Raw genomic sequence first — 24,631 nt, forward strand, 5'->3', positions numbered from 1 at the left:
ATCAGCGGGCGAACGGCCGGGTCGGGAGCGTCCGCTCGCGGACCAGTTCGCCGACGGCGTCGGTCGCCGCGTCGGCCGCCTCGCGATCCACCCCGTCGCCGTACCGAGCGCGCTCGTAGGTCCGCAGGACCAGCCGAGCGCGGTCGTCGGTCGTCACGCGCTCGACGTACGTCCGGGGCGTCTCGCCCGGACGGCGGGGGCGTTCCTGTCGTTCGAGCAGGTACTGGAGTCGCTCGAACGCCCGTCTCGCGTCGGTATCGGGGTCGCGGCGCGGGCCGCGGCGCCGGAGCCACACCGCGCGGACCGCCCGAGCGCCCGCGCCCGTGCGCCTGGCCGCCGCCCCGATGCCGACGAGCACCACGCCCCACAGCGCGAGCGTCTCCCGCGAGGGCAGAGTCGGGCCGCGGTCGGCGTCGCTGGCCGCGACCGGGTCGGCGTCGCCGACCGCGTCGGGTTGGGTGTCCGGCATGTCGCCGCCGGCGGGAGCCACCGTCGACGTAGTGTTCGGCACCGAGGCGGGGTCCGCGGCCGTCGAGACGGGGGTCGTGTTGCGGGTCTCCGCCGTGTCGACGCCCGCCTCGTCGGAGCGGCGGGCGTCGTTCAGCCGGGCCTGCTCGGCGGACTCGCGGGGGGCGGCCGGCGTCGGATCGAACCGTACCCAGCCCTCGTCGGGGACGTACACCTGCACCCACGCGTGGGAGTCGAGGCCGCGGACGACCCACTCGTCCTCCCCGACGCGCTCGCCCGGCGTGTAGCCCGTGACGAACCGCGCGGGCACCCCCTCCGCCCGCAGCATCGTCACCATCGTCGTCGCGTAGTAGGTGCAGTAGCCCGCGTCCATCTCGAACAGGAAGGCGTCGGCGACGCTCCCCTCGGGACGTTCGACCGTCAGCGAGTAGCGCTTGTTCGCCTCCAGATACGATTCGATGGCGACCGCCGTCCCGTACGGCGTCTCGGCGCCGGCCTCGTCGGCCACCGTCGCGGCGCGCTCCCGCACCCGATCCGGCGTCGACGCCGGGAGTTGCGTGTAGCGCTCGCGGATCCCGTCGGGGTAGTCGGTGCCGGCCGCCCGAAGTTCGTCGGAAGAGGGTCGGTTCAGTCGGCTGGTGACGGTGTAGCGCTCGCCGGGATCGAGCGTCGTCGCCGGGCGAAGGGTCCCCTGTGGCGTCACCCGGACCCGGGAGGCGGGGATGTCCGTGACCGCGGTCGGCCGCCACGCCGCCGGCATCGCCCCCAGTTCCGTCTCGGCGGTGACCGTCTGTCTCACCTCGGGCCCGTCGCCGGGCGGCCCGTCCAGTCGCCCCCCGTAGGGGCTCGTGTCGCCGGACCGAACCCACCCCGTGCCGGTGTAGCGGTCGTACGTGGCCGTCGTCCAGTAGGATTCGGCCCGGCTCTCGACGGAGAACTGCACCTGCGGCGAGAGCCTGATCGTCCCCACCACCTCCACGCGGTCCTGCGTGTCGACGAGGCTGGTCACGCCCGCGGGCGAACCGCGGTCGGGGAGGACGGGGGCCGTCCGCGTCGCCGGCACCACCGACAGCGACGCCGCGGCGACCACCATGACCGCGAGCAGGATCACCAGCGTGTCGACCTGCGTGCCCGTCCCGCCGTAGCGATCCAGCGTCCCGAAGCCGACGACGGCCGCCGCGCCGACGACGCCCGCGAGGGTCGTGAGCGTCCCCGCGTCGCCCGTCAATACGAGCATGGCGAGCACCGTCCCGCCCACGACGACGCTCGAGACGTACCGGCGGCGGACGGCCAGGTACCACGAGAGGAAGACGGGCGTCGGCGCGACCGACAGCGCCCAGACGTTCGCCTGCGTCAGTCGCAGGACCGACAGCCCGGTGAGCAGGGCGACGGTGTCGGAGAGCAGGCGCTCGGGGGAGATGAGCGCCCGCTGGCTCGCGGGCACGGAGAGGAAGTACACGGCGAAGCCGGCGACGAGGGAGAGCGCCGCAAGGAGGAGCGCGGTCCGGACCCGGAGGACGCGGCCCGTCGCCACGGCCAGCGTCGCCGCCCCAACGAGCGTGGCGAGCATGAGTCGCGAGCCGCCGACCACGTCCGTCACGCGATAGAGGACGCTCCCGTAGGCGGCGGTGAGCACGACCAGCGAGCAGAGGGCGGCGAGCCGAAAGTCGGGACCGATCGACCACGGGAGGAGCCCGGACCGGTCGGCGGCCTCGACGCTCACGCTCGCACCTCCGGTGCGGACGGGGAGCCGTCCTCCGTGGGTCGGTCCCCCCGGTCGTCGAGCCGGCGTCGGGGGCCGGGATCGAAGGGGTGTGACGCGCCGTCGACGCGGACGGTCACCCCGTCCTCGGACGCACGAACCGCGACGTCGGCGTCGGCGTCGGCGTCGCCAGGGTCGCCGGCACCGGCGCGGGCGAGGTGGGTGAGCACCCGGTCGGCGTCGTCCGGCGCCGTCCGAACCCGGCCGTCGGGCGTCGCGAGCGACACCGACACGCCCTCGTCGAGGAGGGAAACGGCGACGGTGGCGGCCGCCTCCGCCATCGCGTCCGCCCGCCCGGGCGCGGCGCTCGCCGCCACCGTCACCGTCCGGCGGTCGCCGTCGTCGGCGAACTCCTGGACGACGAGGTCCTCGCGCTTGGCACTCGACTTCCAGTGGACGTCACGCAGGGAGTCGCCGTTGACGTACTCCCGGAGGTGATCGAACGCGCCGCGCTCGGCGCCCGCGTCGAGGGCTGCGAGGCCCCGGAGCCGCTCGGCGACGGCCGGCGACGGGTGGAACACCCGCGGATACACCAGCACCGAAGCCCGTCCCTCGGGGACGAAGGTGCGCCGCGCGAGGCCGAGCACGTCCCGGGCGTCGACGGTGGCGGGGCCGAGGGCGTGTTCGCCGCGCTCGCGGTAGGTCACTTCGTAGACGAGGGGGTCGCCCCCGACCAGGGTCGTCGCCTCGGCGTCGCCGTCGACGCCCGGGGGGAGACGGTCGCGCACGACGGCGGTGACGGGCGTGTCGGTGTCGAACGCCAGCCGGACGGTCGCCGTCGTCCCCGGATCGGCGGGCGGCGGCGGCGTCCGCTCGACGGTCGGTGGATCGAGGCGGTGGAGTTGGACGCCCGCGGCGAGGAGCGCGACGCCCGCGGGGACGACGACGGCGTCGAGCGACCGCGGGCCGAACGTCGCGCCCGCGGCGACGGCGGCGACGGCGGCGGCGGCGACGGCGACCCCACGGCGGGTCGGGAGGAGGCGTCGGGACATCTCACTCGACCGAAACGGCGGTCAGCGCGGCGTCGACGACGTCGCGCCCCGGTCGGTCGGCGTCGATGCGGTGGCTCCAGACGGTCGGCGCCTCGGTCTGGACGTCGTCGGGGACGACGTACTCGCGGCCGTTCAGGACGGCCCGCGCCTGCGCGGCGCGGGTGAGGGCGATGGCGCCCCGGGGACTCACACCCAGGGACGCCTCGTCGCGGGTGTAGGACGCCAGCCGCGAGACGTACCGCCGAACGGGTTCGCTGAGCGTGACGTTCGCGACGGTCCGACGGGCACCCCGCAGGTCGTCGAGGGTCGCGACGGGTGTGAGCGACTCGATGGGGTGATCGCCCGCGACCCGCTCCAGCAGTCGCGTCTCGGCGTCCTCGTCGGGATAGCCGAGGCGGAGTTTCTTCATGAAGCGGTCGACTTCGGCCATCGGCAGGTCGTACGTCCGGCCGGGCTCGACGTCGTTCTGCGTCGCGATGACGGTGAAGGGATCGGGGAGCCGGCGGGTCTCGCCGTCGACGGTCACCTGTCCCTCGGCCATCGCCTCCAGCAGGGCGGCCTGGGTCTTCGGCGGCGCGCGGTTGATCTCGTCGCCCAGGACGACGTTCGCGAACACGGGGCCGGGGCGAAACTCGAACTCTCGAGTCTTCTGGTTGAACACGTTGACGCCGGTCACGTCCGAGGGGAGGAGGTCGGGCGTGAACTGGACGCGATTGAACGAGCAGTCGACGGAGGTGGCGACGGCCCGCCCGAGGACCGTCTTGCCGACCCCCGGGACGTCCTCGAGGAGGAGGTGGCCGCGGGCGAGGGTCGCGACCAGGATGTGTTCGATGGCGTCGTGTTGCCCGACGATGACCTCCTCGACGTTGTCGACGATGCGGTCGGTGAGCGTCGTGGCGTCGGCCACCGACAGCGGCGGAACCTGTTCCGGGTGATCCGATTCCGGGAGACTTGCGTCCGTCATGGGTGATAGAGCGAGTCGACGGCCGTACCCACGTCCGGGGTCGGCAACCGACCGGCGGCGGGTGTGAACGTGTAACACCCAGACCCACCTATACCTTCGGCCGCCCGCGCCAGTCGTGTCAAGTTAAGCGTGAAGAGTGAGGCGTGCTGATTTCTGAGTGTCTATGCCCGAAATCACACGCCTCAGCGACTGTAGCGACTGGATCGAATTAGATTTTGTGGAGCGTCAGCGGACACCCGAGTTCGCGATGCGGCTCGGTATTCAGATGCACGTGGCTGGACTATCACTTTCGAATACCATCTCGATTCTTGAAAGGTTGGGTGTCGAACGCTCTCGAACGGCCGTCCACAACTGGGTGCAGAAGGCCGATCTACAGCCCGAAGGCGGTGCGAGCCCGAATCAGGTTGCGCTTGACGAAACCGTGATTCGAATCAACGATCAGCAATACTGGCTGTACGCCGCCATCGATCCTGAAACAAACACATTCCTTCACATACGGCTTTTTAGCACGTATACGACTGGTTTAACCGAAATCTTCCTGAGCGAATTACGCGAGAAACACGATGTCGAAACCGCCGTGTTTCTCGTCGACGATGCTCAATGGCTCCAAACTGCCCTCGATCGACACGGCCTCGATTGCAGATACGAACGCCATGGCAATCGGAATGCCGTCGAACGTCTATTTCGTGAGATAAAACGACGAACCTCTTCGTTTTCAAATACGTTTAGCCACGTGGAGCCGACGACAGCAGAATCGTGGCTCCAAGCCCTCGCTGTCTGGTGGAATCGATGCCAAAGTTAACACGACCCCCGCGCCGAGGAAAGGGTTTTGCCCGTCGCCCGCGGTACCGAGCCACATGGTTCCGATCACCGACGGTCCGGCGGAGGTGCCCCGATGAAGCCAGTCGCCTTCGACGAGGCGGAAACCTACGAACCCGAGGAGGGGTGGCGGCGTGTCGCGCTCGCCGGCAGCGACCGCTTCTCCTTCGAGTGGTTCGAGAAGCCGCCGGGGCACAGCTCGCCGATGCACGACCACGAGAACGAACAGGTGTGTCTCTGTCTGTCGGGCGAGCTCACCGTGACCACCGCGGACGACGCGGTCACCCTCGGCCCGAACGACTCGGTGTGGCTCGAATCGAACGAGGCCCACCGCGTCGAGAACACGGGCGAGGAGCGTGCCGTCGGCCTCGACGTGTTCGCCCCGGGCCGCTCGTTCGACTTCTGGACCGACCGCGACTGAGCCGGGGGCTCGCCCCCCGGCCCCGCCGGTTTTTATGTGCCGGCTCGCGTACGGTTCCCCAGTGGCACGGGATACCGAGGAGACGGACGAGGGTGAAGCGACGGCCGAGGACGAGTCGACCAGCGGGGACCTCTCGTCCGATGTGCTCGAGTCGCGGGGCCGGGCGACGCCGCTCGCGTCGAGCCGGTTCGCGGCGGTCACCAACCGGTTCGTCCACATGGTCGAACTCGTCGCGGCCGCCGTCTTCGCGCTGCTCTTTGCCATCGGCGTCGTCGACCTCATGATCCAGATCGTGCAGGCGACACAGGCCGGCCGGATCACCGATCCGCTGGTCGTCATCGGCTTCATCGACACCGGCCTCCTCCTCCTCATCATCGTCGAGGTGTACGAGACGGTCATCGCCTACACCGAGGAGAGCGAGACCCGTCGAATCGTCCGGTTGGTCATCTACACCGGGGTCATCGCGATGGTTCGAAAGACGATCATCTTCCGCACGGGCGAGTACGCGACGTCGACCGACGCCCTCCTCGCCGCCACCGCCTACGCCGTGCTCATCCTCGGCCTGGTCGGACTCCTCCTCGTCGAGCGAGGGGAGAGCCGGCAGCTCATGGACTGAGACGGACCGTCGGGGACGGCGTCCGACGCCCCGGGGGGCGCCCTTTTATCGCTGTAGCGGTATCCACCGGACGTGACCGACCCAGTCCGTCCCCGGCCGTCGGAGGGCGAGTCGACCGTCGTCGAGGCGAACGGCGTCCGCCTCCACGTCGTGCGTGCCGGCCCCGCCGACGGGCCGCCGGTGCTCCTGTTGCACGGCTTCCCCGAGTGCTGGTACGGCTGGGAGCCGGTGGCGCGCCGCCTCGCCGAGGCGGGCCATCGGGTCCTCGTCCCCGATCAGCGCGGCTACAACGCGAGCGAGAAGCCGTCGGGGGTCGGCGCCTACCGCCTGCCGACGCTCGCGGCCGACGCCGCGGGGGTGCTGGACGCCGTCGGCGCCACGTCGGCCCACGTCGTCGGCCACGACTGGGGGGCCGCCGTGGCCTGGTGGCTGGGGCTCGACCACCCCGACCGGGTCCGGACGCTCGCGGCGCTGAACGTCCCCCACCCGACGGTGATGCGACGGACCCTCGCCCGGTCGTGGGACCAGCGCCGCCGGAGCTGGTATTTCGCCGCCTTCCAGCTTCCCCGCCTCCCGGAACTCGTCTCGCGGGCGGGAAACTACCGCCTCTTCGAGCGGTCGATGCGCGAGTCCAGTCGCCCGGGGACGTTCGACGACGCCGACTTCGAGCGCTACCGGGCGGCGTGGCGCCAGCCCGATGCCCTCACCGCGATGGTGAACTGGTACCGCGCGGTGGCGCGGTATCCGCCGCCCGAGCGGACCGACCCGGTCGAGCCGCCGACGCGCGTGATCTGGGGGGTCCGCGACCGCTTCCTCCGGGCGTCGATGGCCAAGGAGAGCGTCGCCTACTGCCGGGACGGCGAGGCCGTCCTACTCGACGACGCGACCCACTGGCTCCACCGCGAGTTCCCCGACCGGGTGGCCGACCACCTGCGGGCGGGCTTCGACGCGGCCGAGTGAAACCGGAACCGACGGCCGAAACGGGAAGGCTCAAACCCGACGGCACACAGCCATCGGCGTGGGACTCGCAACGCGGTTCGCCGGCGACGAGGCGGACGTGGTGGCCGATCCGCGGTTCAGGGTGATCCTCCTCGGGAGCGTCGTCTCCCCGATGGGCGCCTCGCTCGTCTCGCCGCTGCTCGACTCGCTGACCGGCGTCTACGGCATCCCCGGCGCACGGATCGGCCTGCTCATGGCGGCGTTCACCGCCCCGGGGGTCCTCGCCATCCCGCTGGTCGGTATGGTGTCGGATCGGGTGGGACGAAAGCCGGTGCTCACGGCCGGGCTGGCCCTGTTCGGCGCCGCCGGACTTGGGCTGGCGTTCACGACCGACTTCCGGGTCTCCGTCGCCCTGCGTCTCGTCCAGGGCGTCGGCTTCACCGGCATCGCGCCCGTCCTCATCGCGGCCACGGGCGACCTCTTCACCGGCGAGCGCGAGGCGACCGCCCAGGGCCTCCGCTTTACCACCGTCGGGGGCTCCCTCGCCGTCTTCCCGTTTCTCGCGGGGCTGCTCGTCGCCGTCGCGTGGCAGTATCCCTTCTATCTGTTCGCGCTCGGCCTGCCGGCGGCGGCCGTCGTCCACCGGCGGTTCGAGGAGCCGGCCGCCGACCCCGACGCCGAGGGGCTCGACGTGACGCGACTGCTCGCGCTCGTCCGGACGCCGCGGATCGCGCTGGTGTTGCTCGGCCGGGCCGTCCCCTCCTTCCTCTGGTTCGGCTTCCTGACCTACAACTCCATCGTGGTGGTCCGCCTGCTCGACGGGACGCCCGGCGTGGCGGGGGCGCTGGTCGCCGTCGCCAGCGTCGCGAGTTCGGTCGGCGGCTCCCAGGTGGGGCGGCTCACCGCCGCCTTCGACACCCGGCGCGCCCCCTTGCTCGTCGGGACGGCGGCCGCCGGACTGGGCCTCGCGGCCGTCGCGCTCGCCCCCTCGCTGCCCGTCGCCGGCGCCGGATCGCTCGTCGTCGGCGCGGGCTTCGGCGTCGTGCTCACGCTCTATCGCAGCACCGTCTCGACGGTTGCGCCCGCGGCGCTCCGGGGGTCGCTCGTCAGCCTCGGCGAGTCCGCCGGCCGGATCGGGAGCACCGTCGCGCCGGTCGTGATGGGCGGGGCCGTCGCGTTCGCCACGCCTCGCTACGGCCTCGCCGTCGCCGTCCGCGGGACGCTCCTCGCCGTCGTCGTCGGGAGCCTCGTCGTCGGGACGGCGTGCGTGCTGTTCGCCGACCGGGCGATGGCGTGATCGACCGCGAGCGGCACGCCTTTACTCCCGGCGCGGCGAGCGACGGTATGCCGGACCTCGGAAAGATCGACCGCGAGTTCTTCGAGACCCACGTCCGCCCCCGCCTCGGCGCCGAGCGCGACGACGTGTGCCTCGGCCCGACGCCCGGCGTCGACTTCGGCCTCCTGTCGATCGGCGACCGGACCGTCGCCATCGCCACCGATCCCGTCTCCGTCCTCCCCGCGCTCGGCTACGAGCGGGCCGGCCGCTTCGCGCTCGACGTCGTCCTCGCGGACGTGGCGGTCAGCGGCCTCCCGCCCTCGCATCTCGCCGTCTCCTTCTCCCTGCCGCCGGGGATGAGCGACGAGGCGTTCGCGGCCGTGTGGGAGGGCCTCCACGCCGAGGCGACGGACCTGGGCGTGAGCGTCGTCACCGGTCACACCGCCCGGTACGAGGGGTGTTCGTTCCCCTGGGTCGGTGGGGCGACGGCGCTGGCCGTCGGCGACGCCGCGGACGTGGTTCGCCCGGACGGGGCGCGGCCGGGCGACGACCTCCTGGTGACCGGCGGACCGGCCGTCGAGACGACGGGGCTGTTGACGACGCTGTTCCCCGAGCGGGTCGACCTCCCGCCGGCGACGCTGGCGACGGCCCAGGACCGGCTCGAGGAGGCGAGTTGCGTCCGCGACGCCCTGACCGCCGCGGCCGCAGGGCCGGTGACCGCGATGCACGACGCCACCGAGGGCGGCCTCCACGGCGCGTTCGCCGAGATGGCGACGGGCGCCGGCGTCCGGTTCGAAATCGAGCGCGACCGGATTCCCGTCCGGCCGGGCGTCGCCGAGACGTGTGCCGCCCTCGATATCGACCCCTGGACCGCCACGACGTCGGGGACGCTGGTCGTCGCCGTCGACCCCGAGGGCACGGACGCGGTGCTGTCGGCGCTCGCCGATCGGGGGACGACCGCCGCCCGGATCGGTCGGGTCGTCGAGGGCGAGGGAGCCTACGTCGACGGCGACCGGATCGCGGCGCCGTCGGTCGACGCCTCGTGGGCCGCCTACGCGCGGCTCTCGACCTGATCGGGGCGCCGTCGGCGACGCTCGCGGTCGGCGGCCGCGGGGCGGGACGAGCACCTCGTGCTGTTTATCGCAGGTCGGTCCCGGTGGGTCGCCGGACCGTCCCGGCGACCACCCGGTGAACGGTTACGATACTCCGAATCAGTCGAAGTCGCGGCGCATCGCGATCTCGAACCACGGGCAGAGTCGGAGCTGACGGTACCACTCGGGATGTTCGTGGAGGTGGTCGTAGTCGACCCACAGGCGGCCGGCGACCTCCGTCTCGTCGGGGTCCAGGGCGACGTCGTCGAGGGTACACTGCAGGACTGAACAGACCTCCCACTCCAGGCCCGCGTTCTCGTAGTAGCGTTTGTACTCGAACTTGTCGGTCACCCGGAGGTCGTCGTACTGATCCGGCGTGACGCCGAGTTCGTCGACGAGTCGCTGGCGGGTAGCCTCCTTCTGGGTCTGGCCCGGTCGCGGGTGGGAGGCGACGGTGCCGTCCCAGTGGGTGTCCCAGAGGCGCTTGCCCGGCGCGCGCTGTGCGAGCAACACCCGGCCCTCGCCGTCGAAGACGAGGGCGGTGAAGGCGCGGTGACGGACGCCGTCGCCGGTGTGTGCATCGAGGCGGTTGACCGTCCCTTGCTCCTGATCGTCCCCGTCGACGGCGATGACCGCCTGTTCGGCGTTGGGGTGTCGCTCCGACGCCCCGGCGTCGCCGCCCTCGTTCGCGCTCATGGTCTACGTTCCGGGAGCGAGGATAATGGCGTCTTCGATGCATCCCGACCGCGTCGCCGCGGGACGCCTCGAATCACCTAAATGCGAACCCCTCGAAGGGCCGTCGATGACCGACGACCGAGAGCGTGACCTCGACGTGGCGACCGTTCGCGAGCGCGTCGACGAGGCGGACGTCGACGCGTCCGACGACGTACTCGACCGCCTCGCGACGCGTGTCGACGAGGCCGACGGCGCGGACGCGACCGAGGCGTTCGCGTCGTGGTACCGGGAGTGCCGACGGGAGCGACGCTCGACGGCCGAGGACGTCGAGGCCGCGGCGACGCGCTTTCGCGACCTGCTGGCGGGGGTCGACCCCGCGGACCGCGAACACAACCAGGTCCGGGCGCGGATCGACGAGTACGAGTCGCAGTTCGAGGCGTTTCGGGCGGAGCTATCGACGGCGGCGGACCGACTCGACGCGACGTCGCGGGAGCCGGGATCGGCCGTCAACCTCTATACGGGTGCCGAACGGCTGGTCGCGTGCGAGCGGGCCGTCCACGAAGTCGCACACGGCCTCCATCACGTCGAGGGGGGGCTCGACGAGTTCGAGTCGTGGCTCCACGACCCCGAGGCGCGGTTCGACGCGTTCCGGGAGGAACTCGGCGGGTTCGAACGGTATCTCGACAACACCGCCGGGCTCCTCGACCGGATCGAGGCGGGCGACGGCGACGACGACCGGGCGTTCGACCGGTGGCTGGCCGCCTACCACCTCCAGCGGGTCATGGGCGTCATCCTCGACGAACTCCGGGCGGACGTCGACGAACTCGAGGCGTGGCTCGGCCGGCGGGAGGGGGCGTACGACGACGAACTGTCGTCGCTCCGCGACCGCGTCACGGGGCTTTCCGAGCGCCACGCGACGTGTTCGAGGCGTCTCGACGCGACGGCCGAGGCCATCGACGGGTTCGAGGAGTCCTGGAACGAGGTGACCGCGTCCGTCGAGTCGTTCGAGTCGACCCTCGAATCGCTCGATCCGCCCGTCGACTGGGCCGCGGTGGAGTCGCTGGTGGACGAGCAGTTCGACGAGCTGTCGATCGAGGTGCGGTAGCTACCCCATCCCCGTCGCGGAGAGGTACTGCGCGCCGAACAGCACCGTGTTGTAGAGGCCGTGAACGACCGCCGGGACGACGAGGTTGCGGGTCCGCTCGTAGAGGTAGCCGAGGACGAGACCGAGGACGGCGGCGACGGTGACGTAGGGTACCCGGGAGCCGCCACCGCCGGTGAGGGCGACCCAGTGGACGACCCCGAAGAGGACACTGGAGAGGGCGATGGCGACCGAGGGACCCCAGGTCCGCCGCAGGATGCCCTGGACGCCGCCCCGGAAGACGAGTTCCTCGAACGGGCCGACGAGCAGGATGGCGACGGGGATCATATAGAGGAAATAGCGGGGGTCGCGCTGGCCGGTGACGACGACCTGGTTCTGGGCCACCTCGACGCTGAACGCCGTCAGCAGGCGCGCGATGACGAGTTGGGCGCCGACGAGGACGAGGACGCCGACGGCGATCAGACCGATCCCCCGGAGGGAGGGGCGTTTCACCTGCAGGAGGTCCCACTCGCCGGTGATGGCGAGGTAGCCGGCGACGGCGAGGCCGAAGCCGACGAACTGGAAGACGGAGGCGACGACGCGGTATTCGAGGGTCTCGCGGGCGAGGATACCGGCCCCGATCAGGGCACTCATCCCGAGCCCGACGACGGCCGTGGCCGCGAGGAAGGCGGCGACGATCAGGAGGAGGCTCCGGAGGAGGTCCCACCCGCGGTCGGCGAACTGGGCGCGGTGCCGTTCGGCGTCGGGCGGCAGGTCCCCGACCCGCTCGCGGCGGAGGTAGTAGCCGACGGCGAAGACCAGTCCGAGGGCGAGGGTCGCGGCCCCGAGTTCGGTCGCGCGGTCGCTCCCCCGGAGCGACGCGTCCTGGTGGACGAGCGTCCCGAGCACCAGCCCGCCGAGCAGGTGCAACATCGCCCCGACCACGAGGAGTTCGTTGACCATACCGGCCCCTGTCGGCCCGGGAGTAAGTATCAGTCGATGACGAGACGGCGCTTCTCGGGCACCGCGTCCTCGGCGTCGACGTCGCCGCCGCCGAGGAGGCCGCGGGCGGCGCGCTTGCCCCACTCGACCGCGGGCTGGGTGAACGTCTCGACGCCCGCGAGCTCGCCGTACATGATACAGGCCGCCTCCATGCCGTAGAGGAGTTCGCCGACGCCCCGTTCGTCGACGCGGTCGACCTCGATCCGGACGTTCGGGCAGTTCGAGGCCGCGAGGCTCGCCTCGGTCGCCCGGAACTCGGCGTCGAGCAGGTCGGCGAGGCTCCCGCCGCCGAGGTAGGCGAGGCCGTCGAGGTCCGTCTCGGGGATGGCGACGTCGGGACGCTCCCGGGGCCGGACGAGCGTCACGAGTTTGTCCCGCGGGCCGGCGCGGTAGAGCTGGAGCTGGGAGTGCTGGTCCGTCGCTCCGAGCGCCCGGGCGGGCGTCTGGCCGACGGCGTCCTTGCCGAGGCTCTCGGCCCACAACTGGGCGAACCACTCCGCGAATGACTCCAGCGACTCGGCGTAGGGCATCATCGCGTTGACGCCCGCGCCGCGGCGTTCGAGGGCATGACAGGTCGCGCCGTAGGCGTAGGCGGGCGATTCGAACAGCGACCCCGCGAGCCGGTCGGCCTCGGCCCGCGCCCCGTCGACGATGGCCTCGACGTCGTGGCCGGCGAGGGCGGCGACGGGGAGCGCGACCGTCGAGAGCACCGAGAAGCGCCCGGGGACGCCCGCGGGGACGTCGAGAACGGGCAGGTCGTGGCGGTCGGCCAGATTCCGGAGGTTCCCCGACGGACCCGTGGTGACCAGGGTGCGCTCGGTCCAGTCGACGCCGGCGTCGGCCATCGCCTCGCGGACGATCAGGAAGTTCGAGAGGGTCTCGGCGGTGGTGCCCGACCGGGAGACCACGTGGACGACGGTGTCGGAAAGCGGGAGGGTCTCGAGGAGACCGGCGACACGTGCGGGGTCGACGTTGTCGAGGACGTACGCGTCGAGGTCGGTTCCGAGGGCCTCGGCGAGCGTCGCGGCGCCGAGGGCGCTCCCGCCGATGCCGACGGAGAGGACGGCCGCGGGGTCGTCGAAGCGATCCACCGCCCGGCGGACGGCCGCCGGGTCGACCGTCTCGGGGAGGTTCAGCGACGCGTAGCCGTGGGCCGCCTCGGCCCGGCCGCGCTCGATGCGGTCGTGGGCGTCGGCGACGCGCTCGTCGAGCCGCTCCAAGGCCTCGCGCGTGAGTCGCGGTTCGGCGTCGAGTGCGTTGCCGAGGTCGACGTACATGGCCCAAGCGGGGACCCGCTCCGGCAAAACCGTTTCCAGTTCGGCGAGCCGAGCGTACCTTTTACCATCCCCTCGGTTCTGGGAACCGATATGCGAATCAGCGGGCCCTCCGGGCGAGTCGGTATCGCCCTCACGCTGGTGATCGGTCTCGCGTCGATCGGATTCGGCGCGTACAGTTACAGCACGCAGTCGTCGGCGCTCGGCTCCGCCGAGACGGTCCAGGGGACGATCACGTCGACGTCCGTCGAGGAGCGCTCGACCAAGGGCACCTCGTACGTCCCGCGGGCGACCTTCGAGTACACCTACGAGGGGGAGAACTACACCGCCTCGAACGTCTACCCCGGAACGCTCGTCCGGGATTTCGACACCGAGAGCGCGGCCAGAGCCGAACTCGACGGGGACGAACCGGGAGAGACGGCGACGGTGTACGTCCCGACCGACGCGCCGGGGGAGGGGTACCTCGAGCCGGAGCGAAGCAACAAGCCGCTTCTCCTGGTCGGCGTCGGCGCGCTGTTCCTCCTGGGGGCGGGGCGGTCGGCGATGGGTTAGGCCGCCGGCCACCGCAGGTAGACCATCACGACGACGATGGCGAGTTGAAACAGGCCCTGGACGCCGCTCAGGCGGGCGTTTCGCATCCCGATCCGGCTGACGACTTCGGGGTCGGGGTCGCCCGACGCCAACTGGCGGTAGATACGCATCTCGCCGGGGAGGAGGACGCCGAACCCGAGGACCGAGAGGACGGTGACGATGGCGAGCGTGAGCAGGATGATCGGGGAGGTCAGCCCGAAGGCGTCGGCGGTGACGGCGAGGTAGGCGCCGCCGCCGAGGAGCGCGACGGCGAAGGCGACCAGCCACCGGGGGTCGTCGAGGGCGTCGAACTGCCAGCCGACGAGGAGGAGCGCGGGGACGGTGGTCGCGAGCGTCAGGAGGGCGATCCACGGCTGGGCGTGGGGGAAGACGCCCAGCCGCTCGGCGAGGGTGACCCCGCCGACGATGGTGACCAGGGCGAGCGACGGCATGAGGAAGGCCATCTTCGGCGTGAACCGCCGGAAGACGCTGGCACGCTCCTCGACGGACAGGCCACCGAGAACGGGACCGAGGACGAGCGCCATGAAGAGGTCGATGCCCGTCCACAGCACGCCGGCCATCACGTGGACGTAGATGTGGTGGACGACGGGGGCGGCGAGGAGGGCGTAGGCGAGGGCGCCGACGGGGACGGCGACGGCGCCGGCGGCGAAGACGGGATTGGCTCGCTGACCCATGCCCCTGATCGCACCGCGGACGGTCGCTCGCGACGTTGACATCGTCCGTGGCAAGCGCCCGGGCGGGCAAAAGCGTTCAGGCGGTCACAGCACGACGCCGTCCTGCAGGAGCGTGATCAGCACGGTCAACACCGGGACGCTGGCGACGGTCGTGACGAAGATGGTCATGGTGAGATACTCGGAGGCCGAGAGGCCGTCGCGGTCGTCCACGTCGCTGTACGAGAGGGTGAGCGCGAGGGGGATGAGCGCGACGGGCGTCGCACAGAGCAGGACGAACACCCGGGCGACGGCGACGTCGCCGAACTTCCCGAGGGCGAGCGCGACGGCGAGGCCCGTCAGCGGGGCGACGACGAGTTTGACGATCGAGGGGCGGATCACCCGGCGGACGTTGCCGTACTTCAGGCCGTAGAGTTGAACCCCGACGATGACGAGCATCAGGGGGATGGAGGCGTCGCCGACGAGGCTGACGGTGGACATGAACGTCCCGTCGGTCGGCGGGGCGATCCCGAGGAGGCGGACGGTGCCGGCGACGGCGATGGCGTAGACGAGCGGCAGGCGGAATATCTCCTTGACCGCGCCGATGCCGGCCTCGCCGCCGCCCCGGGAGGCGACGTAGACGCCGAGGGTGTACATCAGGAACGCCTGGGCGGTGATGTAGATGACGGCCGTGGTCCGGCCCACGTCGCCGAAGGCGAACTCCGCGAGCGGGATGCCGTAGAAGCCGGCGTTGGGGAGCGCCCCCGCGAGGACGTCCGCGCTCCGGTAGGGTTCGGGGACGCCGAGCAGGCGGTCGAGGAGTTCGACCAGCCCCATCGTGACGATCACGAAGAGGCCGACCCCGGCGAAGATGAGCGCGACGGTGTCGCCGGAGAGCGTCGTCGTGACGATGCTGTGGAAGATGAGCGCGGGGAGAAAGAGATAGAGGGCGACGTCGTTGAGCGAGTCGACCTCGACGTCGAGGGCGGTCGCGAGCGTATACCCCAGGGCCATGACCGCCACGATGGGGAGGACGGCCGAGGTGAACGCGGAGACGAGCGACATAGGCCGGGCGTCGCCGGCGGGGGGCCTTAGCCTCCGTGTGGGAGCAAGGGCTTCCGCTTCCCAAAGGGCAGGTTTCAAGCGCGGCGGGCGACGACGACGCGGTATGTACGACCGACTGAAGGGGTTCCGTGACTTCTACCCCGAGGAGATGGCCGCCAGGCGGGCGGTGGCGGACACGCTGGAGGAGACCGCCCGGCGGTACGGGTTCCGGGAGATCGGCACCCCGGCGCTGGAGGCCGTCGATCTCTACACCGACAAGAGCGGCGAGGAGATCGTCGAGGAACTGTACGCCTTCGAGGACAAGGGCGGCCGCCACGTCGCCATGACGCCGGAGTTGACGCCGACGGTGGCGCGGATGGTCGTCGCGAAGGGCCAGGAGCTCCAGAAGCCGATCAAGTGGATGTCGACGCGGCCCTTCTGGCGGTACGAGCAGGTCCAGCAGGGGCGGTTCCGCGAGTTCTACCAGACGAACGTCGACGTCTTCGGGTCGGCGGAGCCGACGGCCGACGCGGAGATTCTGGCGTACGCGGCCGACGCCCTGACCGCGCTCGGCCTCTCCGGCGACGACTTCGAGTTCCGGGTCTCCCACCGCGACATCCTCGGCGGCCTCCTCCGGGCGTTCGACGCCGACGTACGGGTTCGAGAGGCGGTTCGTGCGGTCGACAAATCCGAGAAGATCGAGCCGGCTCAGTATTACGACCTGCTCCACGAGGCCGGCCTCTCCTACGACCAGGCCGAGCGGTTCGACGAACTGCTGGCGACCGACGACCTCGACGACCTCACGGCCTTCGCCGGCACCGACGACGTCGCGGCGGCGGTGGGGAACCTGCGGAACGTCCTCGACGCCGCCGCGGACTTCGGCGTCCGGGAGTACTGCAGCGTCTCCCTGGAGACGGCCCGGGGACTGGATTACTACACCGGCACCGTCTTCGAGTGTTTCGACACGCAGGGCGAGGTGTCCCGGGCGGTGTTCGGCGGCGGGCGGTACGACGACCTGATCGAGAGCTACGGCGGGCAGCCGACGCCGGCCGTTGGCGTCGCACCCGGCCACGCCACGCTCTCCTTGCTCCTCCAGCGGGCGGGCGTCTGGCCCGACGAGGCGCTCGCGACGGACTACTACGTCCTCTCGGTGGGTGACACCCGGGAGACGGCCGCGCGGGTGGCCCGTGACCTCCGGGAGCGGGGCCACGTCGTCGAGTCGGACCTCGCGGACCGGAGCTTCGGCGCGCAGATGTCCTACGCCGACGGCGTCAACGCCGAGACGGTCGTCATCGTCGGCGAGCGCGACCTGGAGAACGGCGAGGTGACGGTCAAGGAGATGGAGAGCGGCGACCAGACGACCGCACCCGTCGACGCCTTCCCGGGCGACCACGACCGGCCGACCTACGACGACTTCGCGTAGGGGTTAACTGCCGGGGCGCCCGACCCCCGTCGATGCCGCGACGCGCCTTCCGGATCGCCTACGACGGCCGGCCGTACTCGGGGTTCCAGCGACAGCCCGACCGGCCGACCGTCGAGGACGCGCTGTTCGACGCCCTACGCGACCTCGACCTGGCGGCGCCGCCGGCGGGCTACGCCGCCGCAGGGCGGACCGACGCGGGCGTCTCGGCGCTCGCCCAGACCGTCGCCTTCGAGGCGCCCGACTGGCTCTCGCCCGCCGCGCTGAACGGGACGCTCCCCGCGACGGTCCGGGCGTGGGCGAGCGCGGACGTCAGCCCGGACTTTCACGCCACCCACGATGCCCGCCGCCGGAGCTACCGATACCACCTGTACGCGCCGACGCTCGACGACGACCGGGCCGGCGAGGCGCTGGACCGCCTGACCGGCGAGCACGACTTTCACAACCTCACGACCGACGACGCGGGGACCGTCCGCCGCCTCGACGCGAGCGGGGAGCGGGACGGCGACTTCCTCGTGTTGACGCTCGCGGCCGGCGGGTTCGCCCGGCACATGGTCCGTCGGATCGCGTCGCTGGTGCGGGCGGTCGGTGCCGGCGAGAGCGACCCCGAGCGGGTGGGCCGCGTCCTCGGGCCCGACTCCCTCGACGGTCCCGCGGGGGTTCCCACCGCACCGGCGACGCCGCTCGTCCTCGCGGACGTGACGTATCCGGGCGTCACCTTCGCGCCGGACCCCGACGCCGTCGAGAGCGCACTCGGCGTCTTCGCGGAGCGACGCGTCGAGGCGCGGACGGCCGCGCGGGTCGTCGGCGACCTGTGTGACGGCATCGAGTGAGGGTGTGGATGGCGGTGCGAGGCAGGGCGGAGCGGGGCGTGGCGGGGCGGTGCGAGGCAGGGCGGAGCGGGGCGTGGCGGGGCGGTGCTGAGCGGGGCGGTGCTGGGCGGGGCGGTGCTGAGCGGGGCGGGGCGGTCCAGCACGAGTGACCGCGACGAGCGAGGGATCTCCGATCCCGCGGCGAGTCGCGGCCGTTTTTGGTCCAGCTTTTTGCGAGGAGCGGTCGCGCGGAGCGCGACCCGACGACGTAAAAAGGTGGGCGTCACCCGACGACGTAAAAAGGTGGGCCCGCGTAGCCACCGACATGTCCGAGCGCACTGCCGTCGTACTCGCCGGCGGTCGGTCGACGCGGTTCGGCGACGAGGACAAGGCGGTCGCCGACCTCGCGGGGACGCCCATGATCCGGCGGGTGGTCGACCGGGTCGCCCCCGTCGTCGACGCGGTCGTGATCAACTGCCGCGCCGAACAGACGCCGGCGATCCGTGAGGCGCTCGACGGGGTGGGCCGCCCCGTCACGTTCGCGGAGGACGAATCCCCCGACGAGGGGCCGATGGCGGGGATGGCGACGGGCCTTCGCGCCGTCGCGGGTGAGTACGCCTTCGTCGTCGCCTGCGACATGCCCTTCGTCGACCCCGAGTTCGTCGACTACCTGTTCGAGCGGGCCCCGGGCCACGAGGCCGTGGTCCCCAGGCCGGAGCAGTGGTTCGAGACGACCCACGCGGTCTACCGGGCGGCGGCGATGGCCGAGGCCTGCGAGGCGGCCCTGGACGCCGGGGAAGAGCGGATCGTCGCGCCGCTGTTCGAACTGGATTTCGTCGTCGTCGACGCCGAGGCGGTGCGGGAACACGGCCACCGGCGTACCTTCGAGAACTGCAACACGCGGGAGGACTTCGCCGACGCCGAACGGCGCCTGCGCGATTAGATCACGTCGACGACCGAGGGGTCGGCCATCCGTGCGAGGACGACCCGGGGGACGTCGGCCCGGTCGTGGACGGCCGCGGCGACCTTCCGACCGGTCGCCGCGAGGTCGTCGTCGTCGACCATATTCACGAGCGGGACGACCGTCGCCGTCGGTGGGACGCGTTTCCGCCCGCCCGCTCGACTGGCGAGGACGGTCGCCACGTCCTCGGGACCGATCGGATCGCCGAGGGCGAGGCCCGTGAGTTCGGCCACCCGCTCGGGTCGGTGGACGTGGTCGTCGGTGAGTGGCTTCCCGACGACGCGGGCGCTCGCGACGGGGATCACCGTGTCGGCGGTCGCCGGCACCTGGGGTTCGCGGTCGTCGGGTGCCTTCAGCAGCCGCGTGCGCGCCCCGTCGGCCTTCGCGAGGACCGTCCCGTCGTGTGCCGCGCGGATCGCCGTGACCGTCTCGCGGTCGTAGCCGAGGTAGCGGTCGTCACGCTCGCGTTCGGGGACGAGTCCGAGCGGCCAAGTCGTCGCGTCGGCGTCGCGGAGTGTCCCGATCGGGTCGCGGGTGACACGCACCGCCGCGACGTTGTCGTCGAAGATGGGGATGCGAACCGTCGCGGTCACGACGGCCCGCTCCAGCCGGGCGGCCAGGGCGTACAGGGTCGTCTTCTTGCCGCCGGCGCCGACGACACAGACGAGGTCCGCGTCGGCCGACAGCGCCTCGATGAGATCCATGGCCACGCTTTCGCGTCCAGTCACTTCGGCGTATCGCCGTCCGTGGCGGGATGTCGCCCGCGGACGACCGTCTGTTCGTGGGCGGGGAACACCGACGCGACGGCGTCGGGACCGGCGCGGTCGGCGAGGTGGGCGCGGAGTTCGGCCTCGTAGTCGGCCCGGGGCAGTGCCTCGCTCGGCCCGGCCCGCACCGTCAGGTGGGCATCGACGAGTCGGTCGACGGCGCCCCGGCCGACCCCGGCGAGCGGCGCGAGGTAGTCGACCCCGCGGCGGTCCTCGAGGCTCCGTGCCGTCGACCGATCGACCGTCGGGACGCGGTCGTCGCGGCGAGTGCCGTCGGCGACGGCAGTCACGTCGAGGCCGGCGACGCGTTCGAGGGCGTGTTCGTGGACGCGCTGGATGCCGTTTCGGGGGTAGCCGTCCGCACGCATCCGGTCGACGGCGTCGTCGGCGACGGCAGGGTCCAGGTCGACGGTGCGGAAGGGGTAGTCGAGGCGGTCGGCCGCCCGGCGGGCGTGCCGCCAGTCGTCGGTGATCCCGAAGGTGCCGGTGACCAGCGTCACGTCGTAGAACCGGTCGAGCGAGAGCGCCGCGAGCGCCGAGTCCTTTCCGCCGCTGAACAGGACGGCGGCGTCCATCGCCTTATCGGCGGCGGATGTCGAAGCTCTTGTCCGGGGTGAGCTCCTTCAGCAGTTTCCGCATCTGGTCCTCGTCGATGCGGTCCTGGATGCGCCCGCTCTGGGCGAGGGCGACGACCTGCTGTTCGACCTTGTCGGCGACCTCCGGTTTCGACATCTGGACGGCGTTGAGCCGCTGGCGCGCGCCGTCGGTGAGGTGCTGTTTCAGGAGCGCCTGTTTCTGGGCTTCGGCCTCCTGCTGGGCGGCCTGCTGGGATTCGGCCCGCTCGCCGTCGGCACCGCCCTGCTGGGCCTGCTCTTTGAGTTCCTGCATCTTCTGCTGGCGGAGTTCCTCGATTCGTTCGTCGTCGGGGTTGCCACTCATGGGTACGAATTCCGGCGAAACAGTGAAAACGATTTCGGAGGGTTAGGCGTACTTCTCGAGTTCCGGCCGGTCGAGGTCATCGAGGACGTCGGCGGCCACCTCGTCGAGGAGGCTCTGTCCCTCGGACGTGGCGACGCGGCCCTCGCCCTGGGCGGTCGAGACCAGGTCCTCGTCCTCGAGTTGCTGGAGGATGGTCCGGATGATCTTCTTGCTGCCGGCCTCGGTGTGCTTGGCGGCGACGCGGTAGCGGGTCGAGCCCTGCTTGCGGTCGCCGTAGGCGGTCGACAGCCGGTCGACGCCGACGGGCCCGTCGACGGCCACCTTCCGCAGGAGGCTCGCGGCGCGGACGGCCCAGAAGTCGTCCTGCTGGGGCGGGAGTTCCTTGCTCGAGCCGGTCTTGGCGTAGTTCACCCACGCGGGCTCCTCGATACGGTCGGCGAGCCGGTCGGCGAGCTCGTCGATGAGCGCGTCCGCCGGCACGTCGTAGAGGGTTACCATTGGCGCAGGCTTCCGGCGGACGGCGTTTAAACCCATCGTATTAGGCCCGCGAACGGAGGCCCACGGCGCCGGTCGCGACCCCGCCGAGCACCGTCGGGGTCCAGTAGACCATCCCCCGGAAGACGACGACGGCCGCCAGCGCGACGGCTTCGGTGACCCCCGCGAGCGGGGCGGCGACCAACAGGACGACGAGGACGCTCTCGATGCCGCCGGCGCCGCCGGGGAGCGGCGTCACGCCCGCGATGGCGCCGATGGGGACGACGAACAGCGCGACCGAGAGGGGGATAGGCGTGCCGACGGCCCGGAAGGCGAGCCAGAGGCCGAGCATCTGACAGAGCCAGCCGAGCGAGGACAGCGCGAGCGCGAGCGCGAGTCCGCGGGGGTTGGCTGCCACGCGCTCGATGGCCCGAAAGAACCCGTTGATCCGACGTTCGACGCCCTCGACCGTCGGCTCGGGGACGCGCGGGACGTGGCTCGCCACCCGGCGGACGAGCGGCGTGAGGACGCCGACGATCCGCGCTTCGAGCCGGTAGCGGCGCTGCCAGCCGAGGTAGACGAGGGTCGGAACGCCGACGGCGAGGACGACTACCGCGACGAGGGCGAGTTCGAGCCGCCGGCTGGTGCCGAGGGTCGCCTCGGTGACGAAGTAGCCGACGCCGATGAGCGCGATGGTGATGGAAGGGACGAAGTTGAGCGTGTCGACGCTCGCGATGGCGGCCAGCCCCGTCTCGTACTCGGTGTCGGCCACCCGCGAGATCAGGAGGGCGGTGATCGGTTCGCCGCCCGCCTGGCCGAAGGGCGTGACGTTGTTGGCGAACATGGCTCCGGTGAACACGAAGAGGGCCCGCGGCACCGACAGCTGGATGCCGAGGACGGAGAGGACGACCCGGAGCGCGAGCCCCCACGCCGCGAGCCAGCCGAGGGTCGCCAGGAGGACCAGGCCGACGAGACGGCGGTCGGCACCCGCGAGTTGCACGAGCAGGTCGTCGACGCCGGCGAGCCAGAAGAGGACGGCGAAGACGGCGATGGCGCCGGCGAACCCGAGGACGGTCGCCCGAGTGCGTCCGCCGGCCATGTCCGTTCGGAGGGGGAGCCGACGCATTAACCCACCGGATCGACGCCGGCGGGCGTCGGGGGTTTTTGACCCGGCACCCCCAACGCCGGCCATGGACGAACGGAGCGCGCTGGCGGCCCTCGCCGACCGCGTCGGCGAGGCGGGCGACGACGCGGCGGTGATCGACGGGCTGGTGTTGACGACGGACATGCTCCACGAGCGGACGGACTTCCCGGCGGGGGTGACCCGATATACGGCCGGCTGGCGGACCATCGGGGCGTCGCTCTCCGACGTGGCCGCGATGGGCGGGGCGGCGACGGCGGCGGTCGCGGCCTACGGCGCCCCCGAGTTCGATCCCGAGGAGGTGGCCGCGTTCGTCGACGGCGCGGCCGACGTCTGCGGGACGGTCGACGCCCGGTACGTCGGCGGCGACCTCGACGACCACGACGAGTTCACCGTCGCCGGGGCGGTCGTGGGGCGGGTCGAGGAGCCGGTCTACCGGAGCGGGGCGGCCCCCGACGATGGCGTCTTCGTGACGGGGACGCTCGGCCGGAGCGCCGCGGCCATCCGCGAGTTCGAGGCCGGAAACGCGGACCGCGGAAACGAGCTCTTCCGGTTCGATCCGCGGGTCGAGGCGGGACGGGCGCTCGCGCCGGTCGCCACCGCCATGATGGACTCTTCGGACGGGCTGGCGCGCTCGCTCCACCAGCTCGCCGCCGCCAGCGGCTGTGGAGTGCACATCACGTGGGACCGGCTCCCGGTCGATCCGAGCGTCGACGCCGTCGCCGCGGACGACGCCGACCGGCGGGAGCTTTCGGCCTTCTTCGGGGAGGATTTCGAACTCGTGTTCACCGCGCCGGCGGCGCGGCTGGACGACGTGCGAGCGGAGCTTCCGGTGCCGGTGACCCGGATCGGACGCGTGACCGACGGGGGCGTCGTCGCCGACGGCGAACCGCTTCCGGATCGGGGGTACACCCACTAACCGAGCAGCTGGATCGGGACCAGGAGGAAACAGAGCGCACCGAGGGCGAAGGTGACGAGTCCGAGGACCTGCCGCTTCCAGCCGAGCGGCGTCTCGTCGGCCGGCTCGGCGGGGCCGTTGTACGCGATGAACGTCGCGAACAGCCCCCAGACGGCCCACAGGCCGACTGATTCGTTGAACCCGAGGCCGCGGACGTAGTAGAGGTACGCGGCCAGCGAGAAGAGGGCGAGGGGCACGAGCGAAGCGACCGTCTCCTGTCGGTGACCGAGCATCGCCCGGACCATGTGTCCGCCGTCGAGTTGACCGACCGGGAGCAGGTTGAGCACGGTGAAGAACATCCCGACCCAGCCGCCGATGATGACGGGATGGACCGTGCGGGTCGGATCGGCGTAACTCGTCGGCTGCCCGAGTACCGCCGCGATCAGGTCGAGCAGGGGCGGGTTGTTGAACACGATGATCCGTCCGGGGGCGTCGATCACCCGCTGGGGGACGGTCATCGGATCGAGCGAGAGCCCGACTGCCGTCACGACGACGGTGGCGACGAGGCCGGCCAGCGGGCCGCCGACGCCGATGTCGAACAGCGTCTTCCGGTCGGGCATCCGCCCACGCATCCGGATGATCGCTCCGAGCGTCCCGAAGGGGACGACGAAGGGGATGAGGTAGGGCAAGGAGACGTCGACGCCGTGGTACCGACCGACGAGGTAGTGACCGAGTTCGTGGGTCGTCAGGACGCCGAGGACCGCGGCGGTGAAGGGCCACGCCCGCAGGGCGAGCAGGGGGTTGGCCGCGAGGTCGGAGGGGGGAACGTAGTACCAGGCCACGGCGCCGACGAGGAGCGTCGAGACGACCGTGGCGACGAAGAGCACGAGGTTGGTCCACGGGACCCCGTCGATCCGGCCGTCCGCGGGCGTGGCGACGACGACCGTCTCCCAGGGCTCGCGCCCGGCCTCGAGGTCCAGGCGGTAGCCGGCCCGACGGAACGGCTCCTGGAGTTCGTCGGCCAGCGACCGCTTCGGCACCAGGGGCTCGCCGTAGTAACGAACGCTGTCGCCGTCGCGGTCGGTTTCGCGGACGTAAAACACCGCTTCGAGGGGCTCTGACGGCGGCCCGTCGGCTCCGTCCATCGGTGCAAGGTAGTGCGTTCAGCGGTATAAAACCCGTGACAGCGGTCGAACCGGCGGCGAACGGCGGGGTGGCGATGGCGCAGCGGGGACGGGGGAACGACCGATCAGGCGGCCTCGATTCGCCACGTGGTGGCGCTCGTGTACGACCACTTCTCGACGGTGAGGTCGGAGGCGGAGTCACGAAGCTTGACCATCAGGGCGCCGATCTCCTTGGGCGAGAGGTCGACTTCGTCGGCGATGAACTTGCTCTTGAAGTAGTGCTCGCCGTCCTGCGCCTTCGAGAGCAGGTACTGCTTGAGCCGCTCCTCTTTGGAGGCACTGTCGTCGGAGTCGGTGGAGGGGTCTGCGGTTGCGCTCATTTGATTTCGCCTCGACCGTTCGTACAGCCCGGAGGGTGTTATAAAGGGAG

27 protein-coding genes are annotated in these 24,631 nt (G+C 71.5%); 12 read left to right on the forward strand and 15 right to left on the reverse strand.

Annotated elements, in window-relative coordinates; translation table 11 throughout:
• Position 1 precedes the first annotated feature (1 nt).
• Genes EI982_RS10285 through EI982_RS10295 form a run of 3 tightly spaced genes read right to left on the reverse strand, consistent with a single transcriptional unit; the run spans position 2 to position 4,186 of the window.
• Positions 2 to 2,191, reverse strand: a complete 2,190-nt coding sequence (locus EI982_RS10285; RefSeq protein ID WP_233255218.1) for a transglutaminase TgpA family protein — start codon at positions 2,189 to 2,191, stop codon at positions 2 to 4.
• Complete coding sequence (locus EI982_RS10290) at positions 2,188 to 3,222, reverse strand: DUF58 domain-containing protein (RefSeq protein ID WP_157689619.1); 1,035 nt, start codon at positions 3,220 to 3,222, stop codon at positions 2,188 to 2,190. Before EI982_RS10290 ends, EI982_RS10285 begins: the two co-directional genes overlap by 4 nt.
• A gap of 1 nt (position 3,223) precedes the next feature.
• On the reverse strand, positions 3,224 to 4,186 hold the full coding sequence (locus EI982_RS10295; protein WP_157689620.1) for an AAA family ATPase: 963 nt from the start codon (positions 4,184 to 4,186) through the stop codon (positions 3,224 to 3,226).
• Between the two features lie 163 nt (positions 4,187 to 4,349).
• Here EI982_RS10295 and EI982_RS10300 point away from each other — a divergent pair, with 163 nt between their 5' ends.
• From EI982_RS10300 to EI982_RS10325, 6 genes are all read left to right on the forward strand, one after another.
• Entirely contained in the window at positions 4,350 to 4,988 is a 639-nt protein-coding gene (locus EI982_RS10300) for an IS6 family transposase (RefSeq protein WP_157688051.1), read from the forward strand.
• A 93-nt stretch (positions 4,989 to 5,081) separates the two neighbouring features.
• The gene (locus EI982_RS10305) at positions 5,082 to 5,426 is read left to right on the forward strand and encodes a cupin domain-containing protein (protein ID WP_157689621.1); all 345 of its coding nucleotides are present in this window, start codon (positions 5,082 to 5,084) and stop codon (positions 5,424 to 5,426) included.
• 142 nt (positions 5,427 to 5,568) lie between these two features.
• Positions 5,569 to 6,042: a phosphate-starvation-inducible PsiE family protein gene (locus EI982_RS10310; protein ID WP_233255350.1), complete on the forward strand. Its 474-nt coding sequence runs from the start codon at positions 5,569 to 5,571 to the stop codon at positions 6,040 to 6,042.
• 72 nt (positions 6,043 to 6,114) lie between these two features.
• Entirely contained in the window at positions 6,115 to 7,002 is an 888-nt protein-coding gene (locus tag EI982_RS10315; protein ID WP_157689623.1) for an alpha/beta fold hydrolase, read from the forward strand.
• Between the two features lie 58 nt (positions 7,003 to 7,060).
• Positions 7,061 to 8,278 carry an MFS transporter gene (locus EI982_RS10320; RefSeq protein ID WP_157689624.1) on the forward strand — a complete coding sequence of 406 codons (1,218 nt, stop codon included), beginning with the start codon at positions 7,061 to 7,063 and terminating at the stop codon, positions 8,276 to 8,278.
• A 47-nt stretch (positions 8,279 to 8,325) separates the two neighbouring features.
• The gene (locus tag EI982_RS10325) at positions 8,326 to 9,330 is read left to right on the forward strand and encodes an AIR synthase family protein (protein WP_157689625.1); all 1,005 of its coding nucleotides are present in this window, start codon (positions 8,326 to 8,328) and stop codon (positions 9,328 to 9,330) included.
• A 138-nt stretch (positions 9,331 to 9,468) separates the two neighbouring features.
• Here EI982_RS10325 and EI982_RS10330 read toward each other — a convergent pair whose 3' ends face one another.
• Positions 9,469 to 10,044 carry an NUDIX hydrolase gene (locus EI982_RS10330; protein WP_157689626.1) on the reverse strand — a complete coding sequence of 192 codons (576 nt, stop codon included), beginning with the start codon at positions 10,042 to 10,044 and terminating at the stop codon, positions 9,469 to 9,471.
• A 25-nt stretch (positions 10,045 to 10,069) separates the two neighbouring features.
• On the opposite strand from EI982_RS10330, the gene EI982_RS10335 reads away from it, so the two are divergent.
• Complete coding sequence (locus EI982_RS10335) at positions 10,070 to 11,128, forward strand: hypothetical protein (protein ID WP_233255219.1); 1,059 nt, start codon at positions 10,070 to 10,072, stop codon at positions 11,126 to 11,128.
• Here EI982_RS10335 and EI982_RS10340 read toward each other — a convergent pair whose 3' ends face one another.
• Positions 11,129 to 12,067, reverse strand: coding sequence for a CPBP family intramembrane glutamic endopeptidase (locus tag EI982_RS10340; protein ID WP_157689628.1), 939 nt, complete (start codon positions 12,065 to 12,067; stop codon positions 11,129 to 11,131). It abuts the gene before it with no gap.
• Between the two features lie 29 nt (positions 12,068 to 12,096).
• Positions 12,097 to 13,383, reverse strand: a complete 1,287-nt coding sequence (locus EI982_RS10345; RefSeq protein ID WP_157689629.1) for a phosphoglucose isomerase-related protein — start codon at positions 13,381 to 13,383, stop codon at positions 12,097 to 12,099.
• Between the two features lie 90 nt (positions 13,384 to 13,473).
• Here EI982_RS10345 and EI982_RS10350 point away from each other — a divergent pair, with 90 nt between their 5' ends.
• Positions 13,474 to 13,932, forward strand: a complete 459-nt coding sequence (locus EI982_RS10350) for a DUF3592 domain-containing protein (protein WP_157689630.1) — start codon at positions 13,474 to 13,476, stop codon at positions 13,930 to 13,932.
• Here the strand turns inward: EI982_RS10350 and EI982_RS10355 are convergent.
• Both EI982_RS10355 and EI982_RS10360 read right to left on the reverse strand, forming a co-directional pair.
• On the reverse strand, positions 13,929 to 14,645 hold the full coding sequence (locus tag EI982_RS10355) for a hypothetical protein (RefSeq protein ID WP_199243809.1): 717 nt from the start codon (positions 14,643 to 14,645) through the stop codon (positions 13,929 to 13,931). The two genes, EI982_RS10350 and EI982_RS10355, sit on opposite strands and share 4 nt — an antisense overlap.
• 84 nt (positions 14,646 to 14,729) lie before the next feature.
• Complete coding sequence (locus EI982_RS10360; RefSeq protein ID WP_157689632.1) at positions 14,730 to 15,686, reverse strand: AEC family transporter; 957 nt, start codon at positions 15,684 to 15,686, stop codon at positions 14,730 to 14,732.
• Between the two features lie 103 nt (positions 15,687 to 15,789).
• Here EI982_RS10360 and hisS point away from each other — a divergent pair, with 103 nt between their 5' ends.
• From hisS to mobA, 3 genes are all read left to right on the forward strand, one after another.
• Complete coding sequence (gene hisS / locus EI982_RS10365; RefSeq protein WP_157689633.1) at positions 15,790 to 17,088, forward strand: histidine--tRNA ligase; 1,299 nt, start codon at positions 15,790 to 15,792, stop codon at positions 17,086 to 17,088.
• Between the two features lie 32 nt (positions 17,089 to 17,120).
• Positions 17,121 to 17,918: a tRNA pseudouridine(38-40) synthase TruA gene (gene truA, locus EI982_RS10370; RefSeq protein WP_157689634.1), complete on the forward strand. Its 798-nt coding sequence runs from the start codon at positions 17,121 to 17,123 to the stop codon at positions 17,916 to 17,918.
• A 304-nt stretch (positions 17,919 to 18,222) separates the two neighbouring features.
• Positions 18,223 to 18,840, forward strand: coding sequence for a molybdenum cofactor guanylyltransferase (mobA, locus tag EI982_RS10375; RefSeq protein ID WP_157689635.1), 618 nt, complete (start codon positions 18,223 to 18,225; stop codon positions 18,838 to 18,840).
• Here mobA and yqeC read toward each other — a convergent pair.
• From yqeC to EI982_RS10400, 5 genes are read right to left on the reverse strand one after another with little or no spacing between them, the layout of a single operon-like run.
• Positions 18,837 to 19,562, reverse strand: a complete 726-nt coding sequence (gene yqeC / locus EI982_RS10380) for a selenium cofactor biosynthesis protein YqeC (protein WP_157689636.1) — start codon at positions 19,560 to 19,562, stop codon at positions 18,837 to 18,839. The genes mobA and yqeC overlap by 4 nt on opposite strands.
• A gap of 20 nt (positions 19,563 to 19,582) precedes the next feature.
• Positions 19,583 to 20,200: a DUF7411 family protein gene (locus tag EI982_RS10385; protein ID WP_157689637.1), complete on the reverse strand. Its 618-nt coding sequence runs from the start codon at positions 20,198 to 20,200 to the stop codon at positions 19,583 to 19,585.
• A gap of 4 nt (positions 20,201 to 20,204) precedes the next feature.
• Positions 20,205 to 20,564, reverse strand: a complete 360-nt coding sequence (locus EI982_RS10390) for a DNA-binding protein (RefSeq protein ID WP_157689638.1) — start codon at positions 20,562 to 20,564, stop codon at positions 20,205 to 20,207.
• Between the two features lie 42 nt (positions 20,565 to 20,606).
• On the reverse strand, positions 20,607 to 21,062 hold the full coding sequence (locus EI982_RS10395; protein ID WP_157689639.1) for a 30S ribosomal protein S19e: 456 nt from the start codon (positions 21,060 to 21,062) through the stop codon (positions 20,607 to 20,609).
• 40 nt (positions 21,063 to 21,102) lie between these two features.
• On the reverse strand, positions 21,103 to 22,137 hold the full coding sequence (locus EI982_RS10400; protein WP_157691144.1) for a lysylphosphatidylglycerol synthase transmembrane domain-containing protein: 1,035 nt from the start codon (positions 22,135 to 22,137) through the stop codon (positions 21,103 to 21,105).
• Positions 22,138 to 22,228: 91 nt separating this feature from the next.
• Here EI982_RS10400 and thiL point away from each other — a divergent pair, with 91 nt between their 5' ends.
• On the forward strand, positions 22,229 to 23,098 hold the full coding sequence (gene thiL / locus EI982_RS10405; protein ID WP_157689640.1) for a thiamine-phosphate kinase: 870 nt from the start codon (positions 22,229 to 22,231) through the stop codon (positions 23,096 to 23,098).
• Here thiL and EI982_RS10410 read toward each other — a convergent pair.
• Together EI982_RS10410 and EI982_RS10415 are read right to left on the reverse strand one after the other, a co-directional pair.
• Positions 23,095 to 24,222 (reverse strand): site-2 protease family protein, encoded by a 1,128-nt coding sequence (locus tag EI982_RS10410; protein WP_157689641.1) that lies wholly within the window; start codon positions 24,220 to 24,222, stop codon positions 23,095 to 23,097. The two genes, thiL and EI982_RS10410, sit on opposite strands and share 4 nt — an antisense overlap.
• A 104-nt stretch (positions 24,223 to 24,326) precedes the next feature.
• The gene (locus EI982_RS10415) at positions 24,327 to 24,581 is read right to left on the reverse strand and encodes a DUF7123 family protein (RefSeq protein ID WP_157689642.1); all 255 of its coding nucleotides are present in this window, start codon (positions 24,579 to 24,581) and stop codon (positions 24,327 to 24,329) included.
• Between the last annotated feature and the right edge of the window lie 50 nt (positions 24,582 to 24,631).

The organism is Haloplanus salinarum (genome assembly GCF_009762275.1).
GTDB lineage: Archaea > Halobacteriota > Halobacteria > Halobacteriales > Haloferacaceae > Haloplanus > Haloplanus salinarum.

What these genes read in the sequence shown, in the direction of transcription:
- EI982_RS10340 (WP_157689628.1), bottom strand. Translation starts at nt 12,067, where the DNA reads ATGGTCAACGAACTCCTCGTGGTCGGGGCGATGTTGCACCTGCTCGGC.
- EI982_RS10400 (WP_157691144.1), bottom strand. Translation starts at nt 22,137, where the DNA reads ATGGCCGGCGGACGCACTCGGGCGACCGTCCTCGGGTTCGCCGGCGCC.
- hisS (WP_157689633.1), top strand. Translation starts at nt 15,790, where the DNA reads ATGTACGACCGACTGAAGGGGTTCCGTGACTTCTACCCCGAGGAGATG.
- EI982_RS10335 (WP_233255219.1), top strand. Translation starts at nt 10,070, where the DNA reads ATGGCGTCTTCGATGCATCCCGACCGCGTCGCCGCGGGACGCCTCGAA.
- EI982_RS10300 (WP_157688051.1), top strand. Translation starts at nt 4,350, where the DNA reads ATGCCCGAAATCACACGCCTCAGCGACTGTAGCGACTGGATCGAATTA.
- EI982_RS10415 (WP_157689642.1), bottom strand. Translation starts at nt 24,581, where the DNA reads ATGAGCGCAACCGCAGACCCCTCCACCGACTCCGACGACAGTGCCTCC.
- EI982_RS10305 (WP_157689621.1), top strand. Translation starts at nt 5,082, where the DNA reads ATGAAGCCAGTCGCCTTCGACGAGGCGGAAACCTACGAACCCGAGGAG.
- EI982_RS10350 (WP_157689630.1), top strand. Translation starts at nt 13,474, where the DNA reads ATGCGAATCAGCGGGCCCTCCGGGCGAGTCGGTATCGCCCTCACGCTG.
- EI982_RS10325 (WP_157689625.1), top strand. Translation starts at nt 8,326, where the DNA reads ATGCCGGACCTCGGAAAGATCGACCGCGAGTTCTTCGAGACCCACGTC.
- EI982_RS10345 (WP_157689629.1), bottom strand. Translation starts at nt 13,383, where the DNA reads ATGTACGTCGACCTCGGCAACGCACTCGACGCCGAACCGCGACTCACG.
- EI982_RS10410 (WP_157689641.1), bottom strand. Translation starts at nt 24,222, where the DNA reads ATGGACGGAGCCGACGGGCCGCCGTCAGAGCCCCTCGAAGCGGTGTTT.
- EI982_RS10355 (WP_199243809.1), bottom strand. Translation starts at nt 14,645, where the DNA reads ATGGGTCAGCGAGCCAATCCCGTCTTCGCCGCCGGCGCCGTCGCCGTC.
- mobA (WP_157689635.1), top strand. Translation starts at nt 18,223, where the DNA reads ATGTCCGAGCGCACTGCCGTCGTACTCGCCGGCGGTCGGTCGACGCGG.
- EI982_RS10395 (WP_157689639.1), bottom strand. Translation starts at nt 21,062, where the DNA reads ATGGTAACCCTCTACGACGTGCCGGCGGACGCGCTCATCGACGAGCTC.
- EI982_RS10390 (WP_157689638.1), bottom strand. Translation starts at nt 20,564, where the DNA reads ATGAGTGGCAACCCCGACGACGAACGAATCGAGGAACTCCGCCAGCAG.
- truA (WP_157689634.1), top strand. Translation starts at nt 17,121, where the DNA reads ATGCCGCGACGCGCCTTCCGGATCGCCTACGACGGCCGGCCGTACTCG.
- EI982_RS10295 (WP_157689620.1), bottom strand. Translation starts at nt 4,186, where the DNA reads ATGACGGACGCAAGTCTCCCGGAATCGGATCACCCGGAACAGGTTCCG.
- EI982_RS10330 (WP_157689626.1), bottom strand. Translation starts at nt 10,044, where the DNA reads ATGAGCGCGAACGAGGGCGGCGACGCCGGGGCGTCGGAGCGACACCCC.
- thiL (WP_157689640.1), top strand. Translation starts at nt 22,229, where the DNA reads ATGGACGAACGGAGCGCGCTGGCGGCCCTCGCCGACCGCGTCGGCGAG.
- EI982_RS10385 (WP_157689637.1), bottom strand. Translation starts at nt 20,200, where the DNA reads ATGGACGCCGCCGTCCTGTTCAGCGGCGGAAAGGACTCGGCGCTCGCG.
- EI982_RS10360 (WP_157689632.1), bottom strand. Translation starts at nt 15,686, where the DNA reads ATGTCGCTCGTCTCCGCGTTCACCTCGGCCGTCCTCCCCATCGTGGCG.
- yqeC (WP_157689636.1), bottom strand. Translation starts at nt 19,562, where the DNA reads ATGGATCTCATCGAGGCGCTGTCGGCCGACGCGGACCTCGTCTGTGTC.
- EI982_RS10290 (WP_157689619.1), bottom strand. Translation starts at nt 3,222, where the DNA reads ATGTCCCGACGCCTCCTCCCGACCCGCCGTGGGGTCGCCGTCGCCGCC.